Origin of the sequence: Anaerostipes butyraticus, assembly GCF_016586355.1 — a bacterium.
Lineage (GTDB): Bacteria > Bacillota > Clostridia > Lachnospirales > Lachnospiraceae > Anaerostipes > Anaerostipes butyraticus.
In genome coordinates, this window is sequence record NZ_BLYI01000059.1 from 1 (window position 1) to 17,084 (window position 17,084).

Genomic DNA, 17,084 nt, shown 5'->3' on the forward strand with positions numbered 1-17,084 from the left:
CAGGTAAACTGAACCCTATAAAGTGGACACAGCAAAAACCGATTTGGGATGTTTTTTGGAAGCCCGTCCCATACTGTGGACACAGCAAAAACTAGTTTTGGATGCTTTTTGAAAGCCTGTCCCATACTGTGGACACAATAAAAGCTGATCTATGTGTTTTAAAAAGACCAGCTCCATACTATGGACACGATTCTGACGTTTTTTCAGGACACCCAGAGCCAAAACCCATTTTGTGGACACGGCTGTGCAGTTCACTTGCTGTTGTGATATAGTTGATGATAGAAAGAAAGGTGGACTACATATGTCAAAAGCAAATCCATTTACCCAAGAACAACTCAGGATCCTGGAAAACAATGTTTATACCCATCATGTAACAAAAGACAGGATCGTATTCACAGTCGCATTCAAAGAATTCTTTGTCGAACAGGTGTCTGTCCCTGGCATGACCACAAAAAAGATCATGCGGGCTGCCGGTTATGATCCAGACTTCTTTTCAACACGTGCCCTGAGTTCCATGCGCAGGCGTATCCTGGAAGAAGCTGCTTCTCCAGATGGATTCAAAGCCCCGAGGGGACTTTCCAATGAAGAGAAGATCGCTCAGTTTGCCGCAAAAGACCTGGCAAAACAACGGACAAAGACGAGCATAAGAGAATTACAGGATCGTGTTGTCCGTCTGGAACAGCAGATCGAGTTTTTAAAAAAAATTTCTCGCATCCGATCCAGCCGCAAAGAGGATTAGGAAGCGCGACAAGTGACATCTTTTCTCTCATTCAGTATGAAAAAGAGACAGGATCTCTTCTCACGATCAAGGAAATGTGTGCGCTCTCTGGGGTATCCCGCTCCGGATACTACCGGTGGGTGAACGCTGCTGACAATCGTATGCGCCGTGAAGAGCAGGACAGATCGGACTTTGAAAAGATAAAGGCTGCTTATGATTTTCGTGGATATGCAAAGGGTTATCGGAGTATCTGCATGCGTTTGCTCCGCATGGGGATCCAGATGAACCATAAAAAAGTGAGACGTTTGATGAAGAAATACGGTCTCAGATGCCCGGTTCGCCAGAGCAATCCTTATAGACGGATGGCTAGAGCATTGAAGACAGATGCGGTTGCCCCAAACCATGTCGATCGGAAGTTCCGGAGCCATGGTCCACGCAAAGTACTCCTGACAGATATCACATACCTCCGACTAGGGCAGGGTTTCTGCTACCTGTCAGTGATAAAAGACGCCTTTACGATGCAGGTTCTGGCATACCAGCTGAGTGAGTCTTTGGAAGTAGATTTTGTCTTGGATACGGTCAGACAACTGCTCAGGGATCACCCCTGCGTCAAGGAGGCAGAAGCCTGGATACATTCAGATCAAGGATGCCATTATACCAGCATAGCATTTCGTAAACTGCTGGAAGATGCAGAGCTGCGCCAATCCATGTCACGCAGAGGGAACTGCTGGGATAATGCCCCACAGGAAAGCTTTTTTGGTCACATGAAAGAGGAGATCAAGCCATATATCCAGTCATGGGAAGTCTTTGATGACGCAAAAGAGAGGATAGATGACTGGATGGATTACTATAACAATGATCGTTATCAGACGGCCTTGAAAGGGATGTCGCCAAATGAATACTATAGATACATAAAAACAAAAGAGTTACCACCAGCACTTGGACCGCAATAAAAACATCCTAAAAAGATTTAGCTGTGTCCTTGACATGGGGCGCACTTTAAGGAAAAAGATCCTCCCATGAATCAAAAAAATCTTACAGGAGGCAATCACTTTGGATCAATGTCCTCCTGTGGACCCAAAAACTCTCATAGGTGGCAATCACTTTGAATCAATGTCCTCCTGCGGGTCCAAAAGCTCATATAGGAGGAAATAGAAAAACTATGCCTGATTTTTTTGAAAGCCAAAGGTTCTGTAATCCTATTTTGCTGCAGTATAAATTCTGATCAAATCTTCCGCTTTTAATTTCTTAAATACGCCCAGTTCTACAGTGTCATTATTCGTTGCTTTCATTGCCATATCCCGGATCTGTTCTTCTGTTGGTTCCACTCCAAGTTCTCTCAGATTTGTCGGCATATGGATTTCCCGGCAAAACGCTTCTACCGCTTCAATCCCTGCAAGAGCCGTTTTTTTCACGTCTCCCTGATCTTCAATTCCCATGACATTTTCCGCAAACTTCGCAAAGCGCTCCGGCTTTTCATCCATAACATATCTTGCCCAGCTTCCCCATACAGCAGCAAGCCCGGCGCCATGGGCTACATCAAACAAACCGCCCAGTTCATGCTCGATCAGATGCGTTGCCCAGTCTCCGCCGTTGGTTCCACATCCGGTCAGATCATTGTGGGACAATGTGCTGCACCACATGATCTCCGCACGGGCATCGTAATTTTCCGGCTCTTTCAATAAAATCTTCGCATTTTCCATAACATTGCGCATCAGTGCTTCCGCAATGCCGTCTGTAATCTTCATAGTATCTTCCAGGACAAAATACCGCTCCATCGTATGCATCATAATATCGGTACATCCGCTTTCTGTCTGATATTCCGGAAGCGTATAAGTCAGTTCCGGATTCATAACAGCAAATCTGCATCTCGCATAATTCGTATTCAGCGCTTTCTTATACCATCCATCTTCATTGGTAATGACAGAGGAATCGCTCATCTCACTTCCTGCTGCCGCGATTGTTAATACTGCTCCCACGGGCATACATCCTTTTGGACGCGCTTTTCCTGTATACAGGTCCCACACATCACAATCCGGATTGGCCATCCCGTATCCGATGGCTTTCGCAGAATCGATCACGCTTCCTCCCCCTACTGCCAGAATAAAATCAACGCCTTCTTTTCTGCAGAGTTCAATTCCTTCATATACCTTTGAAAGTCTTGGGTTCGGCACAACTCCGCCCAGCATGACATAATCAATGTCATATTCCTCCAGAGCTTTACATATCCGGTCTAACAGCCCTGATTTTTTTGCGCTCTGTCCCCCATAATGCAAAAGAACCTTGCTACATTTTTCTTGTTTTACCAGAGAACCTGTCTCCAATTCCGCATCTTTTCCAAATACAGCTTTTGTCGGCGCATAATACTGAAAATTTAACATCTCACGACCTCCTGTTTTATTTTATGTACACATATTACAACATTTTCACACATAACACAACATTTTGTTCAATCATTCACACAAAAAAACTCCCGCCAAATCCTCTGGAGCAATTTCCTCAGGGATTCCTGCGGGAGTTTCTGAACTATTCAGCTACACTTTTTTCAAAGGCTTTCATGATAAGCGCTGCAACATATGCGCCTGGATCCTCCAGCTCTCTGGATGCTTCTCCTCGAGTCGCGGCTCTTCCATGAACCGCAAGCATTGTTGTGGTGGCCTTAAATCCTTCTTCTGCAGCCTGGGCAGCTTTTCCTGCCATCTCTGATAAAGACTCTCCTGCGTCCAGAGATGCCTTCAGACTTTCTACCGCAGGATGAATTCCATCCAGGAATGTCTTGTCGCCGACTTTGGCTCCTCCAAGTTTTGCAACCCCAGCTTCATAAGACGCAAAAATCTGAACCAGATCCGCATCCTCCAAAGTTTCTTTTCCTTTCAGATCTTTTCCTGCCTGTTTCAGCCCTGTTGCCATCAAAGACCCCATAGTAGAAGGAACTTTGTTTGCCATTGCCTTTCCTGCCGCAAATAAAAGTCTGCCGGCATCTGCGGCTGCGCCGTCTGCAGCCGCCTCATAGGCAGCTTTAAATCCATCACTCATCGTCAGGCCTAAATCTCCGTCGCCTACAATTCCGTCCATGGCAATCAGCTTGTCTTTGTTCTCAGCCATAATATCGCTGATTTCTTTCAGTAACTGAATTAAGTAAGATGTCTCCATGACAATTTCCTCCTAAACCTGTTTAAAGAACGGCGTATCCACCGGATGATCGATATATTCCTTCAATTCATCGTCCAGTTTCAGCAGAGAAATGGAGAATCCTGCCATTTCAATTGCTGTGGCATATTCACCGACATAATATTTATAGACCTTGATTCCTTTTTCTTCCAGCACCTGATGGATCCTTCGTGTGACAATATACTGTTCATCCAGCGGTGTAGCGCCCAGTCCGTTTACAAGAACCGCAACTTCATCTCCATTTTCATATGGAAGATCTCCTACGATCTTCTCCAGCATTTCATCCACGATCTGATCTGCCGGCTCCAGTTTTCCACGGCGGATTCCCGGTTCTCCATGGATTCCCATTCCGATTTCCATTTCATCATCGTCAATTTCAAAACTTGGCTTTCCAACTCTTGGAACCGTACATGGAGTTAATGCGACTCCCATGGTGCGGACATTATTGCTGGCTTTTTCCGCAACACGCTTTACTTCTTCCAGAGACAGCATCTTATCTGCCGCTGCTCCCGCGCATTTATAAACAAAGAAAATTCCTGCGACGCCTCGCCGGGTGCTCTTTTCTCCTGGAGCGGAAGGACCTGCTGATGCAACATCATCGGCTCCCAGCACCTCTGCGGTCTCAATATCATCTTCCATTTCCACTTCATCTGCGGCCGGACGGAAAGTAAAAATATCTCCGTTGTAATTTCCATAAATGTAGAGAACACCTGCCCCGCTGTCTGCTTCCCTTGTCAGGGCAACCGCCTGATCTACGCTTGGAGACTGAAAGACATCTCCGACTGCACATCCGTCGATCATTCCTTTTCCTACATATCCCAGGAACAGTGGCAGATGTCCGGATCCGCCGCCGGTTACAATTCCTACTTTTCCTTCTTTTTTATGTTTTGTAACGAGAACCTGCAGATCTCCATCCACGCATGTAAGATCATCTGCATGGGCAATATAGATTCCTTCCAGCATCTCTTTGATATAATTATCCGGGGAATTGATAATCTTTTTCATTATGTACGACTCCTTCCTTCTATTTGTTTGGGAACTTGATCTGAGATGGATACTCCCATTTCTGCAATTCTTCCGGCGGGAAAAAGTATGGCTCTTCACCCTGTCCTGCACAAAGAGCATTGAAGTACAGCTGTGCCAGTTCTTCAATATATGCAGCTCTTAAGTATGCGTCATAGATATCTCCCTGAGATACCGCAACAGCTCCATGTCCCTGAAGCAGGAATACGTCTGCTTCCTGAACCGGCTCAATAACACTGTCAGATAAGTCTGTTGTTCCTGGACGTCCATATGGCGCTACCGGGATTCTTGATTTTGTAACTCCAAGGTTTGCAATTTCGTATACAACAGCCGGAATCGGTTTATTTAATACAGCAAAAGTCGTTGCGTACATGGAATGTGTATGGCATACAGCATTGACATCCGGTCTTGTTTTATAAATCTGAAGGTGCATCAGAGATTCACTGGTTGGACGAAGTCCTGACTCATTTTCAATGACATTGGCATCCAGATCAAGAACAACCATATCTCTTGCTGTTAACAAATCTCTGTCCACCTGAGTTGGTGTAATAACGACATAACCTGTCTCTGGGTCTCTTGCACTTAAGTTACCTGATAAATGTTTGCATAATCCTTCTGACTGTGCACGTTTTGCCATAGCAACTACGTCTTTTTTTAATGATTCTAACATTGTCATTTCTCCTTTTTTTCATTCTGAACTAATTCTAAGATCTCTTTCGGCTCTTTTGCCGTTTTCAGCAAATGTAGAGCTTCTATATCTTCCAGCATGCTGTTGAGCTGTTCCAGGACGCCCAGATGCTTCGTAGGATCAGGCGTTCCGATCATAAGAATCACATCTGCCTCCATATATCCGGCAACGTCGATTTTCTCCGGCATTGTCAGCAGAGACAGACATACTCTGTTTGCCCCGTCATCCACTCCTGCATGAGCAATCACAACACCGTCCGCAATCATGATAAATGGCTTTTCCTTCCGGATATTTTCAATTGATTTTTCTACGTAACGCTCTTCTATATCATTTCTGGCGATGAGGGGTTTTCCGACCATATGGATCGCTTCTTCCCATGGAATGGTATGATCAAGAACCTGTATCGTATCTTTTACCAGAACATCCTTCAGTCCAATGGAAAACTGTGTATTCATCATATGAAGATGTTCTTCCTCCGGTTCGGAATTTAAAGCGTTGGATATTTCACGCTTCAGTGCTTCTTCATCCTGCACAATCGCATGCTTTTTTATAATTTCCATTAAGCCTGCCGTATCAACCTCATGAGGGATGACTCCCGTCAGCTCACCCATGACTTTCTCACGAAACTTTCTCTTGGATATTTCATCAATAAAAGGCTTCACGAGAAACTGCATTTTTGATGTTTCCAGACGGACCATCGTAAAAACAATATCGTAATTTTTATCATCATATTCTTTAAAATCCCTTAGGGATAAGCATGTAATAAAATCTATTTCCGGAAAAAGTTCTTTTAACGTAAAATACAGAAAATTAGAAACGGAAATTCCATTGGCACAGACGACCACTGCTCTTTTTTTTGTTTCCACAAGATCGAGGATGCCTTCCCTTCGAAGCCATGCCCCGAACAGAGCGGTTATATATACCAGTTCTTCGTCAGGGAATTTTGCCCCTACCAGCTCTTCCAGAGGCTGGATAGATTTTCTGACGATTGCATGAAGAGAACTGTACTGCGGCAGTACCATGTCGGCTATGCTCTGTTCAATATGATAGTGATATTTTATCCGGTAGAACGCCGGTTTAATATGCTGAAACAATGCTTCCAGAAGTGTTTCTCTTTCATCGATCGTTACACAGATCATATTTTCAAAGTTCTCGATCACCTTCTCTGAAGCTTTCATAAGCTCCTCTTCCTGTTCCGATTCACCTGCCTGCATCGTATGAAAATTTGAAATCTGAATCTGTGCGGCCAAAAACAGTTTTTCTGACTGCCAGGTAATATCATATGCTTTTGCGAACTCCAGCATGGCGGAATATTCTTTTGTTCCCGCAATATGCTGAAATGCTTCCGGAAGTTCCCGGATGATCCTGCCCTTTTTCGTCCGTATCACAGTCAGACACAAGATCAGCGGCAGCTCCTTCATCCGCTCATCGGTAAACCGAATCTTTAACCGTTCTTCAATCACCATGATCTGTGATTCTACCTGGGACATCAGTTCCTCCGAAATACGGCAGATTCTCATGATCGTATCTTTTCCATTTGGAAGCTTTAAGATCCCTCTTACGGCCATGATCATCATTTCCCGCTTGGCGAATTCACTTCCTACCAGATGATATCCCTCCTGGCGGTTATAGGATACTTCCAGATGATAATCTTCCAGCTTGTGTTCCAGTTTTTTCAAATCCGTCAGAAACGTATTTTTGCTGATCTGCAGTTCTGACGTAAAATGATAGATTGACAGTTCTTCCCGGATGCACAGGAGCATAAGATATATCAAAAATCCCCTGTCTTTATCCGAATATACATATGTAGTATCAAAACCTCCTATGTCTTCCGTCTGATACTGTTCCAGTACACTTACCGGAACGATGAACTTCCCGGTCCTAAGCCGTTCAATTTTCGGCATCCCATTGCCCTGCAGATAATCATTGATTTTTTCAATGGCATAACTTAACTGCTTTCTGGTTAGCTGTAAAGAAGCTTCTACTTCTTTCCCCGTTATAGACGGGTTGTTGACGATCGTTTTAAGAACAGTATAACCTCTTTCATCTAAATACAATGGTGCACCTCTTTCAACTGCAATTTTTAAACTTCGATTCCTGGTGATTCTGCCTCATAGTCTAATAATTCTTTGAGCTCATCATCCAGTTTCATTACCGTCAAGGCTGCCCCGTTCATATCAAGTGATGTTACATAGTCTCCGATCAGCACTTTATAAACAGACAGACCCTGCTCTTTCAGGTAGGCTTCTATTTCATCATATAAAATGTATAATTCCATTACTGGCGTGGCTCCCAGACCTGATACAAGAACCGCCACTTCTGAACCTTTCTCCGGTTCCATATCATCAATCACTGTCTTTGCCATCTTCCGCGCAATATCTTTTGCCGGCTCCAGCTTCTGAACATTGATGCCCGGCTCTCCATGGTGTCCGATTCCAAACTCCATGTCTCCGTCGGCAATCTCAAAATTCGGATGTCCCACTGCCGGAATCGCGCATGGTTCCAGTCCGACGCAGATGCTTCTTGTGTTATCTACCGCTTTCTGCGCTGACGCAATGACTTCATCCAGATCTCCGCCAAGAGCAGCCCGTGCGCCGCCGATCTTCCACATGAAGACCCCGCCGGCGATACCGTGGCGTTTTTCCTTGGTTTCTTTTGGTGAAGATGCCACATCATCATTCGCTGTCACGTATTTTACTGTAACTCCCTGTTTCTTCGCTTTTCGGATCGCCATCTTGACATTCATATTGTCTCCGGCATAGTTTCCAAATAAACATGCCACGCCTTTTCCGGAATCTACCGCCATAAAAGCGTCATAAAATGCCTGTGCAGAAGGTGAAGAAAATACTTCACCGACTGCTACTGCATCCATCATGTTCTTTCCTACATAGCCAAGAAACGCTGGTTCATGACCGCTTCCTCCTCCGGTCACAAGACCTACTTTTCCTTCTACCGGAGCGTTTATGTACTGCACTACCCTGTCATTGGTCTCGGATCTCACGATCAGATCACCGTGGGCTTTGACGAAACCTTTTAACATATCTTCGACAACATAATCCGGATCATTTACAAATCTCTGCATGAATTTAACCTCGTTTCTTCTTCATTGGGTCATCACACAAACATGATGATTAGTTGATTTCTCTTCCTTCTTTTTCTTCTCTTCCAAGATATCTGTAAAGAGCGATAAAGCATACGACAAAAATGACGCACAGAGCTAATGGGAAGAAGTTTCCATCCAGGAACTTAAACAGATGTGAAAAAGCATAGGTCTGGATTGGTCCATCGATGGAAGAGCAGGAGATCAGTTCTCCGGCTTTTAAGCTGACAGCGCCTGTAGAGCGTGCCAGATCTGAAATGAACGGTGCCATAACCGTTCCAACCCAGAGGTACGCCGGTGCAAAAATGATAACCAGGATGCACATACGAAGGATGTTTCCTCCTGTTACCAGGAATGCAGCAACGGCAATGGCATTGTTTACGATACCCGCAAATGGAAGGATCTCATTTCCTGGAAGAATCATGGAGCAGATCAATGTAACCGGGATGCATAAGAATACTGCCAGCCAGATTTCGTTTGCACCGCCCATGAACGGCCAGTCAAGTCCTACAACCAGAGTTCTGTCATCAAACTTCTTATTCATAAATGCGCTGATTGCTGTTGAAATCGGCTCCAGTGCCATCATGAAATACTTGGAGATTACTGGGAACAATGTCAGGGAGCAGGATGCCTGAATACCTAATGTCAGTGTCTCTGCCACACCATATCTTGCCAGAATACCAAAGATAATACCTAAGATAAATCCTAATACATGGGATTCTGCAAAAATACCGATCTTATCCTTTAATACCGCAGCATCAAAACGTTTGTTTAATGCCGGAATCTTCTTCAGCAGACAGTCGATCGGGAACATAAAAATACTTGTGAATCCCATCTTATGGGTACATGTTACACCAGGGATTCCAGACAGTTTCTCGATACGGTACTGATACATATCAGCCATTTTAAGCTCGAATACGATCTGAACCGCAGCTGTAACAAATGCTACGGCAATAGATCCGGCAGTTCCAAAATACGGCTGACACACAGCTGCCACCGCTACGCCTGTAAAGATCTTGCCCCATACATTCCATAAATCGGCATTGAATGTCTTGGTCTTGTTAATGATCAGCATGATAATATTGATACCGATCATCAGCGGGAACATCAGGAATGCGTATGGCCATGACCAAGCAATCGCAGATAATGTGGTCCATCCACCGTCTACGATCGGCAGATTGATGCCTGTACTCTTCAGCATGGCTTCAGCTGCCGGTCCGATTGCTTCTGACATAAAACTGATCAGCATGCTCATACCGGTAAATGCAACACCAAGAGTGATACCTGCGGAAACCGCATCTTTTATTTTCATTCCTACGATCAGACCGGCGATAATGATGATGATCGGCACAAAGATCGCCGCCCCTAAACTCAGTAACCAGTTAATAACATCTTGTAAAATACTCATATAATTTCCCTCCAACTCTTTCTTTCAGCATCAGCCGTTGTTTACTGCATCTACCAATTTCTTGAATTCAGCATCCTGGCCAACGCCTGTTAAGAACGCGATTCCGTTGATAACCGGGATCGGATATTCTTTGTCTACTTTTGTAATCGCGATGTAGGCAACGCTGCTTGGGATATAACGGTCTACAGATTTAATATCAACAGCCAGAACTTCTGCCGGGATATTATTCTCTTTTAATAAACGATTTACCTTGCTTGCAACAGTCTGAGAAGTTGCTACTCCGCTTCCACATGCTACTACGATTTGTTTCATTTCTCATCTTCCTTTCTAAAAATGTCGTCAGTTCCTATAATCCTAAAGACCTTCCATGGATAAAACTGCTTCCATGTATTCGTCTTCAGTTTTTGCATTTACCAGTTTATCCATGATCTCTGGATTCTGGAAATTCGTAACCAAAATCTGAAGCAATTCCACATGTTCGTTGGCTCCGTTTGGATCATCGTGTCCGCCAAGGAAACCAAGCATGAAAATAAATTTCACATCATGCTCCTGATCATTGTTTGCCATCTCACACCATTTCACCGGATTCTTCAATCTGGTACATGCAATAAATGGCTTGATGATGTGCTGAGGATCTGCATGAGGAATCGCAACCGGATAAGGCTCTACCGGGAGCGCCGTTGGGAAATTCGCTTCTCTCGTCTTGATCGCGTCTGCAAAAGTATCTTTTACATACCCAAGCTTCTCAAGCTTTGCAGCCATCTTGTCAAAGAACTCTGTCTGATCTGCCACTTCCCAGTCCAGCTGAATCAGCTCCCTGTAAATCGTGTCACGGTTTGCCACCTTTTACCACTCTCCTTTCATTTGTTTGAGGATTTCCAAACTTTGTTGAACATCTTTCAACATTTTTCCTGCTGTATTCATTATATTTCAGTATTTTTTTCCGTACAATCTGATTTGGGTTCGAATAATGCGCCACCGATTGCTCATTCCTGTGATGAACATCTATTTTGCGCAACGTTGCACAAACAAAAAGAGCCGTGCATAAAGCTGACGCTTTATGCACGGCTCTCACTTCTTTAGGCTTATAATCAGTGATCCGCAGCTTATGCTTCTTTAGATGCCTGGTATTCATTCAGCTTTCCAACCAGCTCATCTACATCCATTCCATGCACGAATGCTGCTTCCTCGAGGGTCTCTCCCTGCGCAGAAGGGCATCCCACACATCCCATTCCAGATGCCATTAAGATTGCTGCAAAATTCTGATCCAGTGCGATCAGATCACCAATTACCATATCTTTTGAAATTGTCATTTCTATTGTCCTCCATTCAAAAAAATCAACATTTATAGTATAATACAGTACCGCTAAAAATACAACAAAATTACTTGCTATTCCTTCATAAGTATATTAAAATAAGATTGAGTCAGGCGGGTGACCGCTTTTATTGATTATTATACTATATAAGGAGGATGTTAACTATGGCATATGTAATTTCAGACGCTTGTATTTCTTGTGGAGCTTGTGAAGGAACTTGCCCAGCAGGAGCAATCAGCGAAGGAGATGGACAGTACGTAATCGATGCTGATACATGCATGGACTGCGGAGCTTGCGCAGACGGATGTCCAGCTGGAGCTATCAGCCAGGAATAATTTTCCACAGGTACATCAAAGGGTGTGCGGTCATATGACTGCACACCCTTTTTGCGTTCTCTTTTCCTGTCTGGGCATCCATAATATCTTCATGGATTCTTCCTTTATTTCCCATCTTTTTCCATATTATCCCATTTTTTTAATGAGAAAATTTCTCAATTACATGCAGGATCTTCCGTTGGCTTTCATCAGTTCCATTACCTCTTCCGTCGTTGGAAGCGAGTCCATAACCCCCATCCTCGAAATGGTAATTGCCGCTGTATAATTTGCAAAAATCAGGGCCTGTCCCCTGGAGTCCCCCTTGCAGACTCTGGTGCAGAAAGCCGCTACAAAAGAATCTCCTCCGGCCGTTGGATCCACAACTTCGATCCCCGGCGCCGCTCTCTTGTATATCGTTTTGTCAGGAGCATCCAGCAGAGCGCCGGATTCACCCAGGGTTGTCAGAATATTTGCATACCCTTTGCCTCTCATAATGGCAGAAGCTACCTTTGCCTCCTCAAAATTAAATACGCCTCTTTTTCTGTTGATGATGACTCCGGTCATGGCCCGGATTTCCTGTTCATTGGGCGCTATGTATGTCAGATGACTGATGAAATCTTTCGATAGACGCCGTATGACCGGCGCCGGCTTCAGCATAACCGGCACTCCCTGCTCATAAGCGTATCTTGCCGCCGTCTCATTGACTTCCAGCGGAATCTCATTCTGCAGCATGACCATATCATACTGACCGATCTCATCTTTCAGAAACTCAATCTCTTTCGGACGGATTTTCATATTGGATCCTGAGATTACAAGAATCCGGTTTCTGGTGCGCTCACCGGGAATCTTTTCCAATATGATCACTGCACATCCGGATGCTCCATCCTCATCATACAGCATCCTGCTCGTGTCTACTCCTTCCTGCTGACACGCCTGCAGCAGCTCTTTTCCATTGGCATCCCGGCCGACCTTTCCGATGATCGTGACATCCGCTCCCAGCCTTGCTGCCTGCACCGCCTGATTCGCTCCTTTCCCGCCTGGAGTCTTGACGAATTCTTCCCCAAAGACTCTGTGTCCTTCCTGCGGGACCTCTTTTGTAATCGCGATCTGGTCCATAACAAGACTTCCTACAATTAAAATCTTAGGTTTTCTCTCCATAATAAATTCTCCGCTCTGGTATTTTAACTGATTATAATCTATTATAACCTAAGATTCTTTGTCTGGAAATATAATTATCTTTGTTTTTTTCTGCGTCTTAAAAATCTTCTTTTCTCACGCGATGCCGCAATCTCTTCTCTGCTTCTTTGCTGAGACCGGATCATTTCATCCAGTTTCTGAAATCTTTTTTCCTCTTCGTCTTCCCTCAGCCGAAACTGATAATCGATTTCCTTTGAGACTTTATCAGAAATCCGGGTTCCGAGTTCCGTTCCCAGGAATTCTTTCTGCTCCCTGATCGCCTGTCCCATAATCTTCACCATCACATTCTGAAACTGTTCCATTTTTTGCGATGTTTCCGGCTGTTTCTCCCCTGGAAACGGAATGATGTTTCCAGATATCTTTTTCTTTATTTCTTCTGTATCCAGTCCTTCATTTTTCATATCACGGATTTCCTGAAACATATGGATTTCCTTCTCCCCGTAGCATCGGTATCCTTTCTCATTTCTTGGAATGAGAATTCCAAATTCATCTTCCCACGTTCTCAAATGATAAGTTTCCAAGCCCAGTTCCCTGGCAGCTTCGGATATCATGCGTTTTCTTTCTTTCATAAGTCCCTTCCTTTCTTCCTTTTCATTATAAAAGGCAAAAAGTTTCAGGTACAGAAAAACCGTCCTCTAAAAGACGACGGTTCCTTCTATTTTTCTTATTACAATGTTTTGTTTTATGACCATTCATCTTCAAAAGGATTCTCTTCCCCTTCTGAAGCAATTTCCTGAATCCTTTTTGCAAGCGTTGAATATCTTCTCTGCTCATTGACATTCTGGATCATGGAATTCACTGTATGCCGGTCTCCCACGATCGTAAGGCAGTTTCTTGCTCTGGTAACGCCGGTATACAGCAGATTTCGATGAAACAATACCTTTGGTCCGCTTAAAAGCGGCATGATCACTGCCGGATATTCGCTTCCCTGAGACTTATGTATGGTTATGGCATACGCCAGTTCCAGCTCATCCAGCATGGCATAGCTGTACTGTATTTCTCTGGAATCATCAAAAACCACTGTGACTTTTTCTGTAAAATCATTGATTTCCGTAATCCGTCCGATGTCTCCATTAAAGACTCCGACTCCCTTGTCCACCGTAAAGCCCTTCTGATTCCGGATTTCCCATTCCATCTGATAATTATTTTTGATCTGCATTACCTTGTCTCCCTCTCGGAAGATGCCGGAAGCTGTTTCCTTCTCATTCTTATCCGGTGACGGAGGATTCAGATACTGCTGCAGGATCTGATTCAGCCGCTCTACTCCCAGCTCACCCCTTCTCATTGGCGTCAGAACCTGTATCTCATAAGGTTCCGCATGAACATAAGCCGGCAGCTTATCCCGGATCAGATAAACCATAACTCCCAGAATATCCTGGACAGATGTCCTCTGCAGGAAGAAAAAGTCTTTGCTTTTATTATCAAGCTCAATGCTTCTGCCCTGATGAATCAGGTGGGCGTTGCGGACGATATGGCTTCCCTCTTCCTGCCGGAAAATCTGATTCAGCGCTACCACCTTAAATTCTCCGGACGCGATAATATCTTTCAGTACATTTCCGGCTCCGATGGACGGCAGCTGATTGGCGTCTCCCACCATAACCAGTCTGGTTCCCGGCACCATAGCCTGCAGGAGCGCATTCATCAGGGAAAGATCCACCATGGACATTTCATCAATGATAATAACATCTGTCTCCAGAGGATTTGCCGCATTTCTCTCAAAAGCCATTCCCATTCGATCCATCTCTTCTTTCGCTTCCCCGTTCAGTTCCAAAAGCCGGTGGATCGTCATCGCTTCATACCCGGTGGCCTCTGTCATCCTCTTGGCCGCTCTTCCCGTTGGAGCCGCAAGCCGGATATCCAGTCCCTCTGTTTCAAAATACTGAATCATTCCGTTGATCGTTGTTGTTTTTCCGGTTCCCGGCCCTCCGGTCAGAACTACAATGCTGTGGCTTGCAATGGCTTCGATGGCCTCTTTCTGTTTTTCAGCAAAGGTAATCTGCTCTGCTTCTTCTATCCGTCCGATCGTAGTCTCAATCTCCGAAATTGACACATCATATGACAGGTTCAGATCACAAAGCATTCTTGCAGTATTTACCTCCATATGATACTGAGCCGCTCCGTAAATCCTGACTTCGTCTTCTTCCTTGATCACGATCTTCTTTTCGATCATCATTTCCAGAAGGTGCTCCTCTATCGCCTCCTCAGACACTCCCAGCGTATACGCTGCGTTTCGGCATAAAATATGTTTGGGAAGATATACGTGTCCTTCTCCCAGAGCCCGCATCAGTGTATAAAAGATTCCAGAAATGATCCGATAGTCAGAGTCTGTTCCAATCCCGACTCTCTGGGCAATTTCATCGGCAATCTTAAATCCCACACCGGCAATATCATCCGTCATCCGGTATGGATTCTCCCGGATGATCGTATACATCTCATCCCCGTATTCTTTAAAAATCTTCACTGCCAGATTATAATTGATTCCGTACTCCGACAAAAACATCATGGCATGGCGCATTTCCTGCTTTTCATTAAATTCTACCGCAATCGTCCGGGCTTTTTTCTCTGTAATCCCTTTTACCTCCGCCAGGCGTTCCGGTTCCTCCTCAATGATGCGAAACGTATCCATCTTAAACTTCTTTGTGATCCTTTTTGCGATCGCAGGTCCCACTCCTTTGATGGCCCCCGAGCCCAGATATCGTTCCATGCTCTGGATATCTCCCGGTGCTGTAATCTCATAGGTTCTCATCTGAAACTGGGGCCCGTGCATGGGATGCTCCGTATATTCTCCCTCCATGGAAATATATTCCCCTTCACTTAAAAATGGAAACCGCCCAACGACAGTTTCCTCATCTCCATCCAGATCCAGACTCAGCACTGTGTATCCATTATTCTCATTTCGAAAACGGATATGATCTACATATCCCTCCAAATGTTCCATCAGCTTCACCTCAAACATGGATTAAAAAAGGCCAGGATGAAATCCTGACCTTCTGAAAACCATATTATTTCTTTTTCTTGTCTTCTCCTGCAAGAAATTCAATGTATTTTCCAGTTCCAATTGCTACCGCAGTTAACGGGTCTTCTGCTGTCATCGTATTGATGCCTGTCTTTTCTTCAATTAACTCCTCTAAGCCCTGAATCAGTGATCCGCCGCCTGTCAGAACAATTCCGCGATCAGAAATGTCGGCTGCCAGCTCAGGTGGAGTTCTCTCCAATACATTGTGTACTGCATCTACAATCTGGTAAGCAGGCTCTCTCAAGGCCTCTTCCGTCTCCTCAGATGTAACGGTAACTGTCTTTGGAAGACCCGTCACAAGGTTTCTTCCTCTTACATCCATCGTAAGATTTTCCGGACGTTTATATACAGTTCCCACATTGATCTTAATCTCTTCCGCAGTACGCTCACCAATCAGAAGGTTATGCTTCTTGCGCATAAAACGCACGATTGCTTCATCGAAATCATCTCCGGCAACTTTGATGGAGCTGCTTACAACAACGCCTCCAAGAGAGATGACTGCGATATCAGCTGTACCTCCTCCGATATCTACGATCATGTTTCCGCAAGGCTTGGAAATATCAATTCCTGCTCCGATTGCCGCAGCGACCGGCTCTTCAATAATGGATACTTCTCTTGCGCCTGCCTGATATGTTGCGTCTTCTACTGCTTTCTTCTCTACTTCTGTAGCTCCGCTCGGCACACATACACTGATGCGCGGCTTTCTTCCAAATAAAGATTTGCCTACTGTGCGGTTGATAAAATAGCTGAGCATCTTCTCAGTTACCGTATAATCAGAAATAACACCCTGGCGAAGCGGACGGACTGCTACGATATTGCCCGGAGTTCTTCCAAGCATCAGACGCGCTTCCTCTCCAATCGCTTTAATCTTATTTGTATCTCTATCAAAAGCCACAACGGAAGGCTCTTTTAAAACAACGCCTTTTCCTCTTACGTATACTAAGACGCTGGCTGTTCCTAAATCAATTCCAATATCTGTTCCTACTGCCATGGTAACTATTTTCCCCTTTCGATTTTCTTCTCTTAACTACTGCTCTTCTCTTCTGTTTTTATTATGTTAATGTTTGATTATTCGTATACATACTCTCTTAATTATAAACATTTCTTCAAAAAATTCAATTGTTTTTTACAGA

The 17,084-nt window shown here is 44.5% G+C and carries 17 protein-coding genes; 3 read left to right on the plus strand and 14 right to left on the minus strand.

What is annotated here, in order from left to right; translation table 11 throughout:
• Positions 1 to 301 precede the first annotated feature (301 nt).
• Both JMF81_RS12780 and JMF81_RS12785 read left to right on the plus strand, forming a co-directional pair.
• The gene (locus JMF81_RS12780; RefSeq protein ID WP_201311823.1) at positions 302 to 739 is read left to right on the plus strand and encodes an HTH domain-containing protein; all 438 of its coding nucleotides are present in this window, start codon (positions 302 to 304) and stop codon (positions 737 to 739) included.
• A gap of 29 nt (positions 740 to 768) precedes the next feature.
• Positions 769 to 1,671 (plus strand): IS3 family transposase, encoded by a 903-nt coding sequence (locus tag JMF81_RS12785; RefSeq protein WP_279323894.1) that lies wholly within the window; start codon positions 769 to 771, stop codon positions 1,669 to 1,671.
• A gap of 246 nt (positions 1,672 to 1,917) precedes the next feature.
• On the opposite strand, the gene JMF81_RS12790 is transcribed toward JMF81_RS12785, so the two are convergent.
• The 10 genes from JMF81_RS12790 to JMF81_RS12835 form a co-directional block, all read right to left on the minus strand.
• On the minus strand, positions 1,918 to 3,099 hold the full coding sequence (locus JMF81_RS12790) for an iron-containing alcohol dehydrogenase (protein ID WP_201311824.1): 1,182 nt from the start codon (positions 3,097 to 3,099) through the stop codon (positions 1,918 to 1,920).
• A 145-nt stretch (positions 3,100 to 3,244) separates the two neighbouring features.
• A complete protein-coding gene (locus tag JMF81_RS12795) occupies positions 3,245 to 3,871 on the minus strand; it encodes a DAK2 domain-containing protein (protein ID WP_201311825.1) in 627 nt (208 codons plus the stop codon).
• Positions 3,872 to 3,883: 12 nt separating this feature from the next.
• On the minus strand, positions 3,884 to 4,894 hold the full coding sequence (locus JMF81_RS12800; protein ID WP_201311826.1) for a dihydroxyacetone kinase subunit DhaK: 1,011 nt from the start codon (positions 4,892 to 4,894) through the stop codon (positions 3,884 to 3,886).
• A gap of 19 nt (positions 4,895 to 4,913) precedes the next feature.
• Entirely contained in the window at positions 4,914 to 5,582 is a 669-nt protein-coding gene (locus tag JMF81_RS12805) for a class II aldolase/adducin family protein (RefSeq protein ID WP_201311827.1), read from the minus strand.
• A 2-nt stretch (positions 5,583 to 5,584) separates the two neighbouring features.
• On the minus strand, positions 5,585 to 7,657 hold the full coding sequence (locus JMF81_RS12810) for a BglG family transcription antiterminator (RefSeq protein ID WP_201311828.1): 2,073 nt from the start codon (positions 7,655 to 7,657) through the stop codon (positions 5,585 to 5,587).
• Between the two features lie 26 nt (positions 7,658 to 7,683).
• Positions 7,684 to 8,682, minus strand: a complete 999-nt coding sequence (locus JMF81_RS12815; RefSeq protein WP_201311829.1) for a dihydroxyacetone kinase subunit DhaK — start codon at positions 8,680 to 8,682, stop codon at positions 7,684 to 7,686.
• Between the two features lie 49 nt (positions 8,683 to 8,731).
• Positions 8,732 to 10,108 carry a PTS galactitol transporter subunit IIC gene (locus JMF81_RS12820; RefSeq protein WP_201311830.1) on the minus strand — a complete coding sequence of 459 codons (1,377 nt, stop codon included), beginning with the start codon at positions 10,106 to 10,108 and terminating at the stop codon, positions 8,732 to 8,734.
• A 30-nt stretch (positions 10,109 to 10,138) separates the two neighbouring features.
• Positions 10,139 to 10,420, minus strand: coding sequence for a PTS sugar transporter subunit IIB (locus tag JMF81_RS12825; protein WP_201311831.1), 282 nt, complete (start codon positions 10,418 to 10,420; stop codon positions 10,139 to 10,141).
• Between the two features lie 42 nt (positions 10,421 to 10,462).
• The gene (locus JMF81_RS12830) at positions 10,463 to 10,951 is read right to left on the minus strand and encodes a PTS sugar transporter subunit IIA (RefSeq protein WP_201311832.1); all 489 of its coding nucleotides are present in this window, start codon (positions 10,949 to 10,951) and stop codon (positions 10,463 to 10,465) included.
• Positions 10,952 to 11,214: 263 nt separating this feature from the next.
• The gene (locus JMF81_RS12835) at positions 11,215 to 11,421 is read right to left on the minus strand and encodes a DUF1858 domain-containing protein (protein ID WP_201311833.1); all 207 of its coding nucleotides are present in this window, start codon (positions 11,419 to 11,421) and stop codon (positions 11,215 to 11,217) included.
• 167 nt (positions 11,422 to 11,588) lie between these two features.
• Between JMF81_RS12835 and JMF81_RS12840 the strand changes: the two genes are divergently transcribed.
• Positions 11,589 to 11,759 (plus strand): DUF362 domain-containing protein, encoded by a 171-nt coding sequence (locus tag JMF81_RS12840; protein ID WP_075759967.1) that lies wholly within the window; start codon positions 11,589 to 11,591, stop codon positions 11,757 to 11,759.
• 159 nt (positions 11,760 to 11,918) lie between these two features.
• Here the strand turns inward: JMF81_RS12840 and JMF81_RS12845 are convergent, their stop codons facing one another.
• The 4 genes from JMF81_RS12845 to mreB form a co-directional block, all read right to left on the minus strand.
• Positions 11,919 to 12,896, minus strand: coding sequence for a ribokinase (locus JMF81_RS12845; protein ID WP_201311834.1), 978 nt, complete (start codon positions 12,894 to 12,896; stop codon positions 11,919 to 11,921).
• 74 nt (positions 12,897 to 12,970) lie between these two features.
• Positions 12,971 to 13,504 carry a helix-turn-helix domain-containing protein gene (locus tag JMF81_RS12850; protein WP_201311835.1) on the minus strand — a complete coding sequence of 178 codons (534 nt, stop codon included), beginning with the start codon at positions 13,502 to 13,504 and terminating at the stop codon, positions 12,971 to 12,973.
• A gap of 113 nt (positions 13,505 to 13,617) precedes the next feature.
• Positions 13,618 to 15,873 (minus strand): SF1B family DNA helicase RecD2, encoded by a 2,256-nt coding sequence (gene recD2 / locus JMF81_RS12855; protein WP_201311836.1) that lies wholly within the window; start codon positions 15,871 to 15,873, stop codon positions 13,618 to 13,620.
• Positions 15,874 to 15,937: 64 nt separating this feature from the next.
• Positions 15,938 to 16,942 carry a rod shape-determining protein gene (gene mreB, locus JMF81_RS12860; RefSeq protein ID WP_201311837.1) on the minus strand — a complete coding sequence of 335 codons (1,005 nt, stop codon included), beginning with the start codon at positions 16,940 to 16,942 and terminating at the stop codon, positions 15,938 to 15,940.
• Positions 16,943 to 17,084 lie beyond the last annotated feature (142 nt).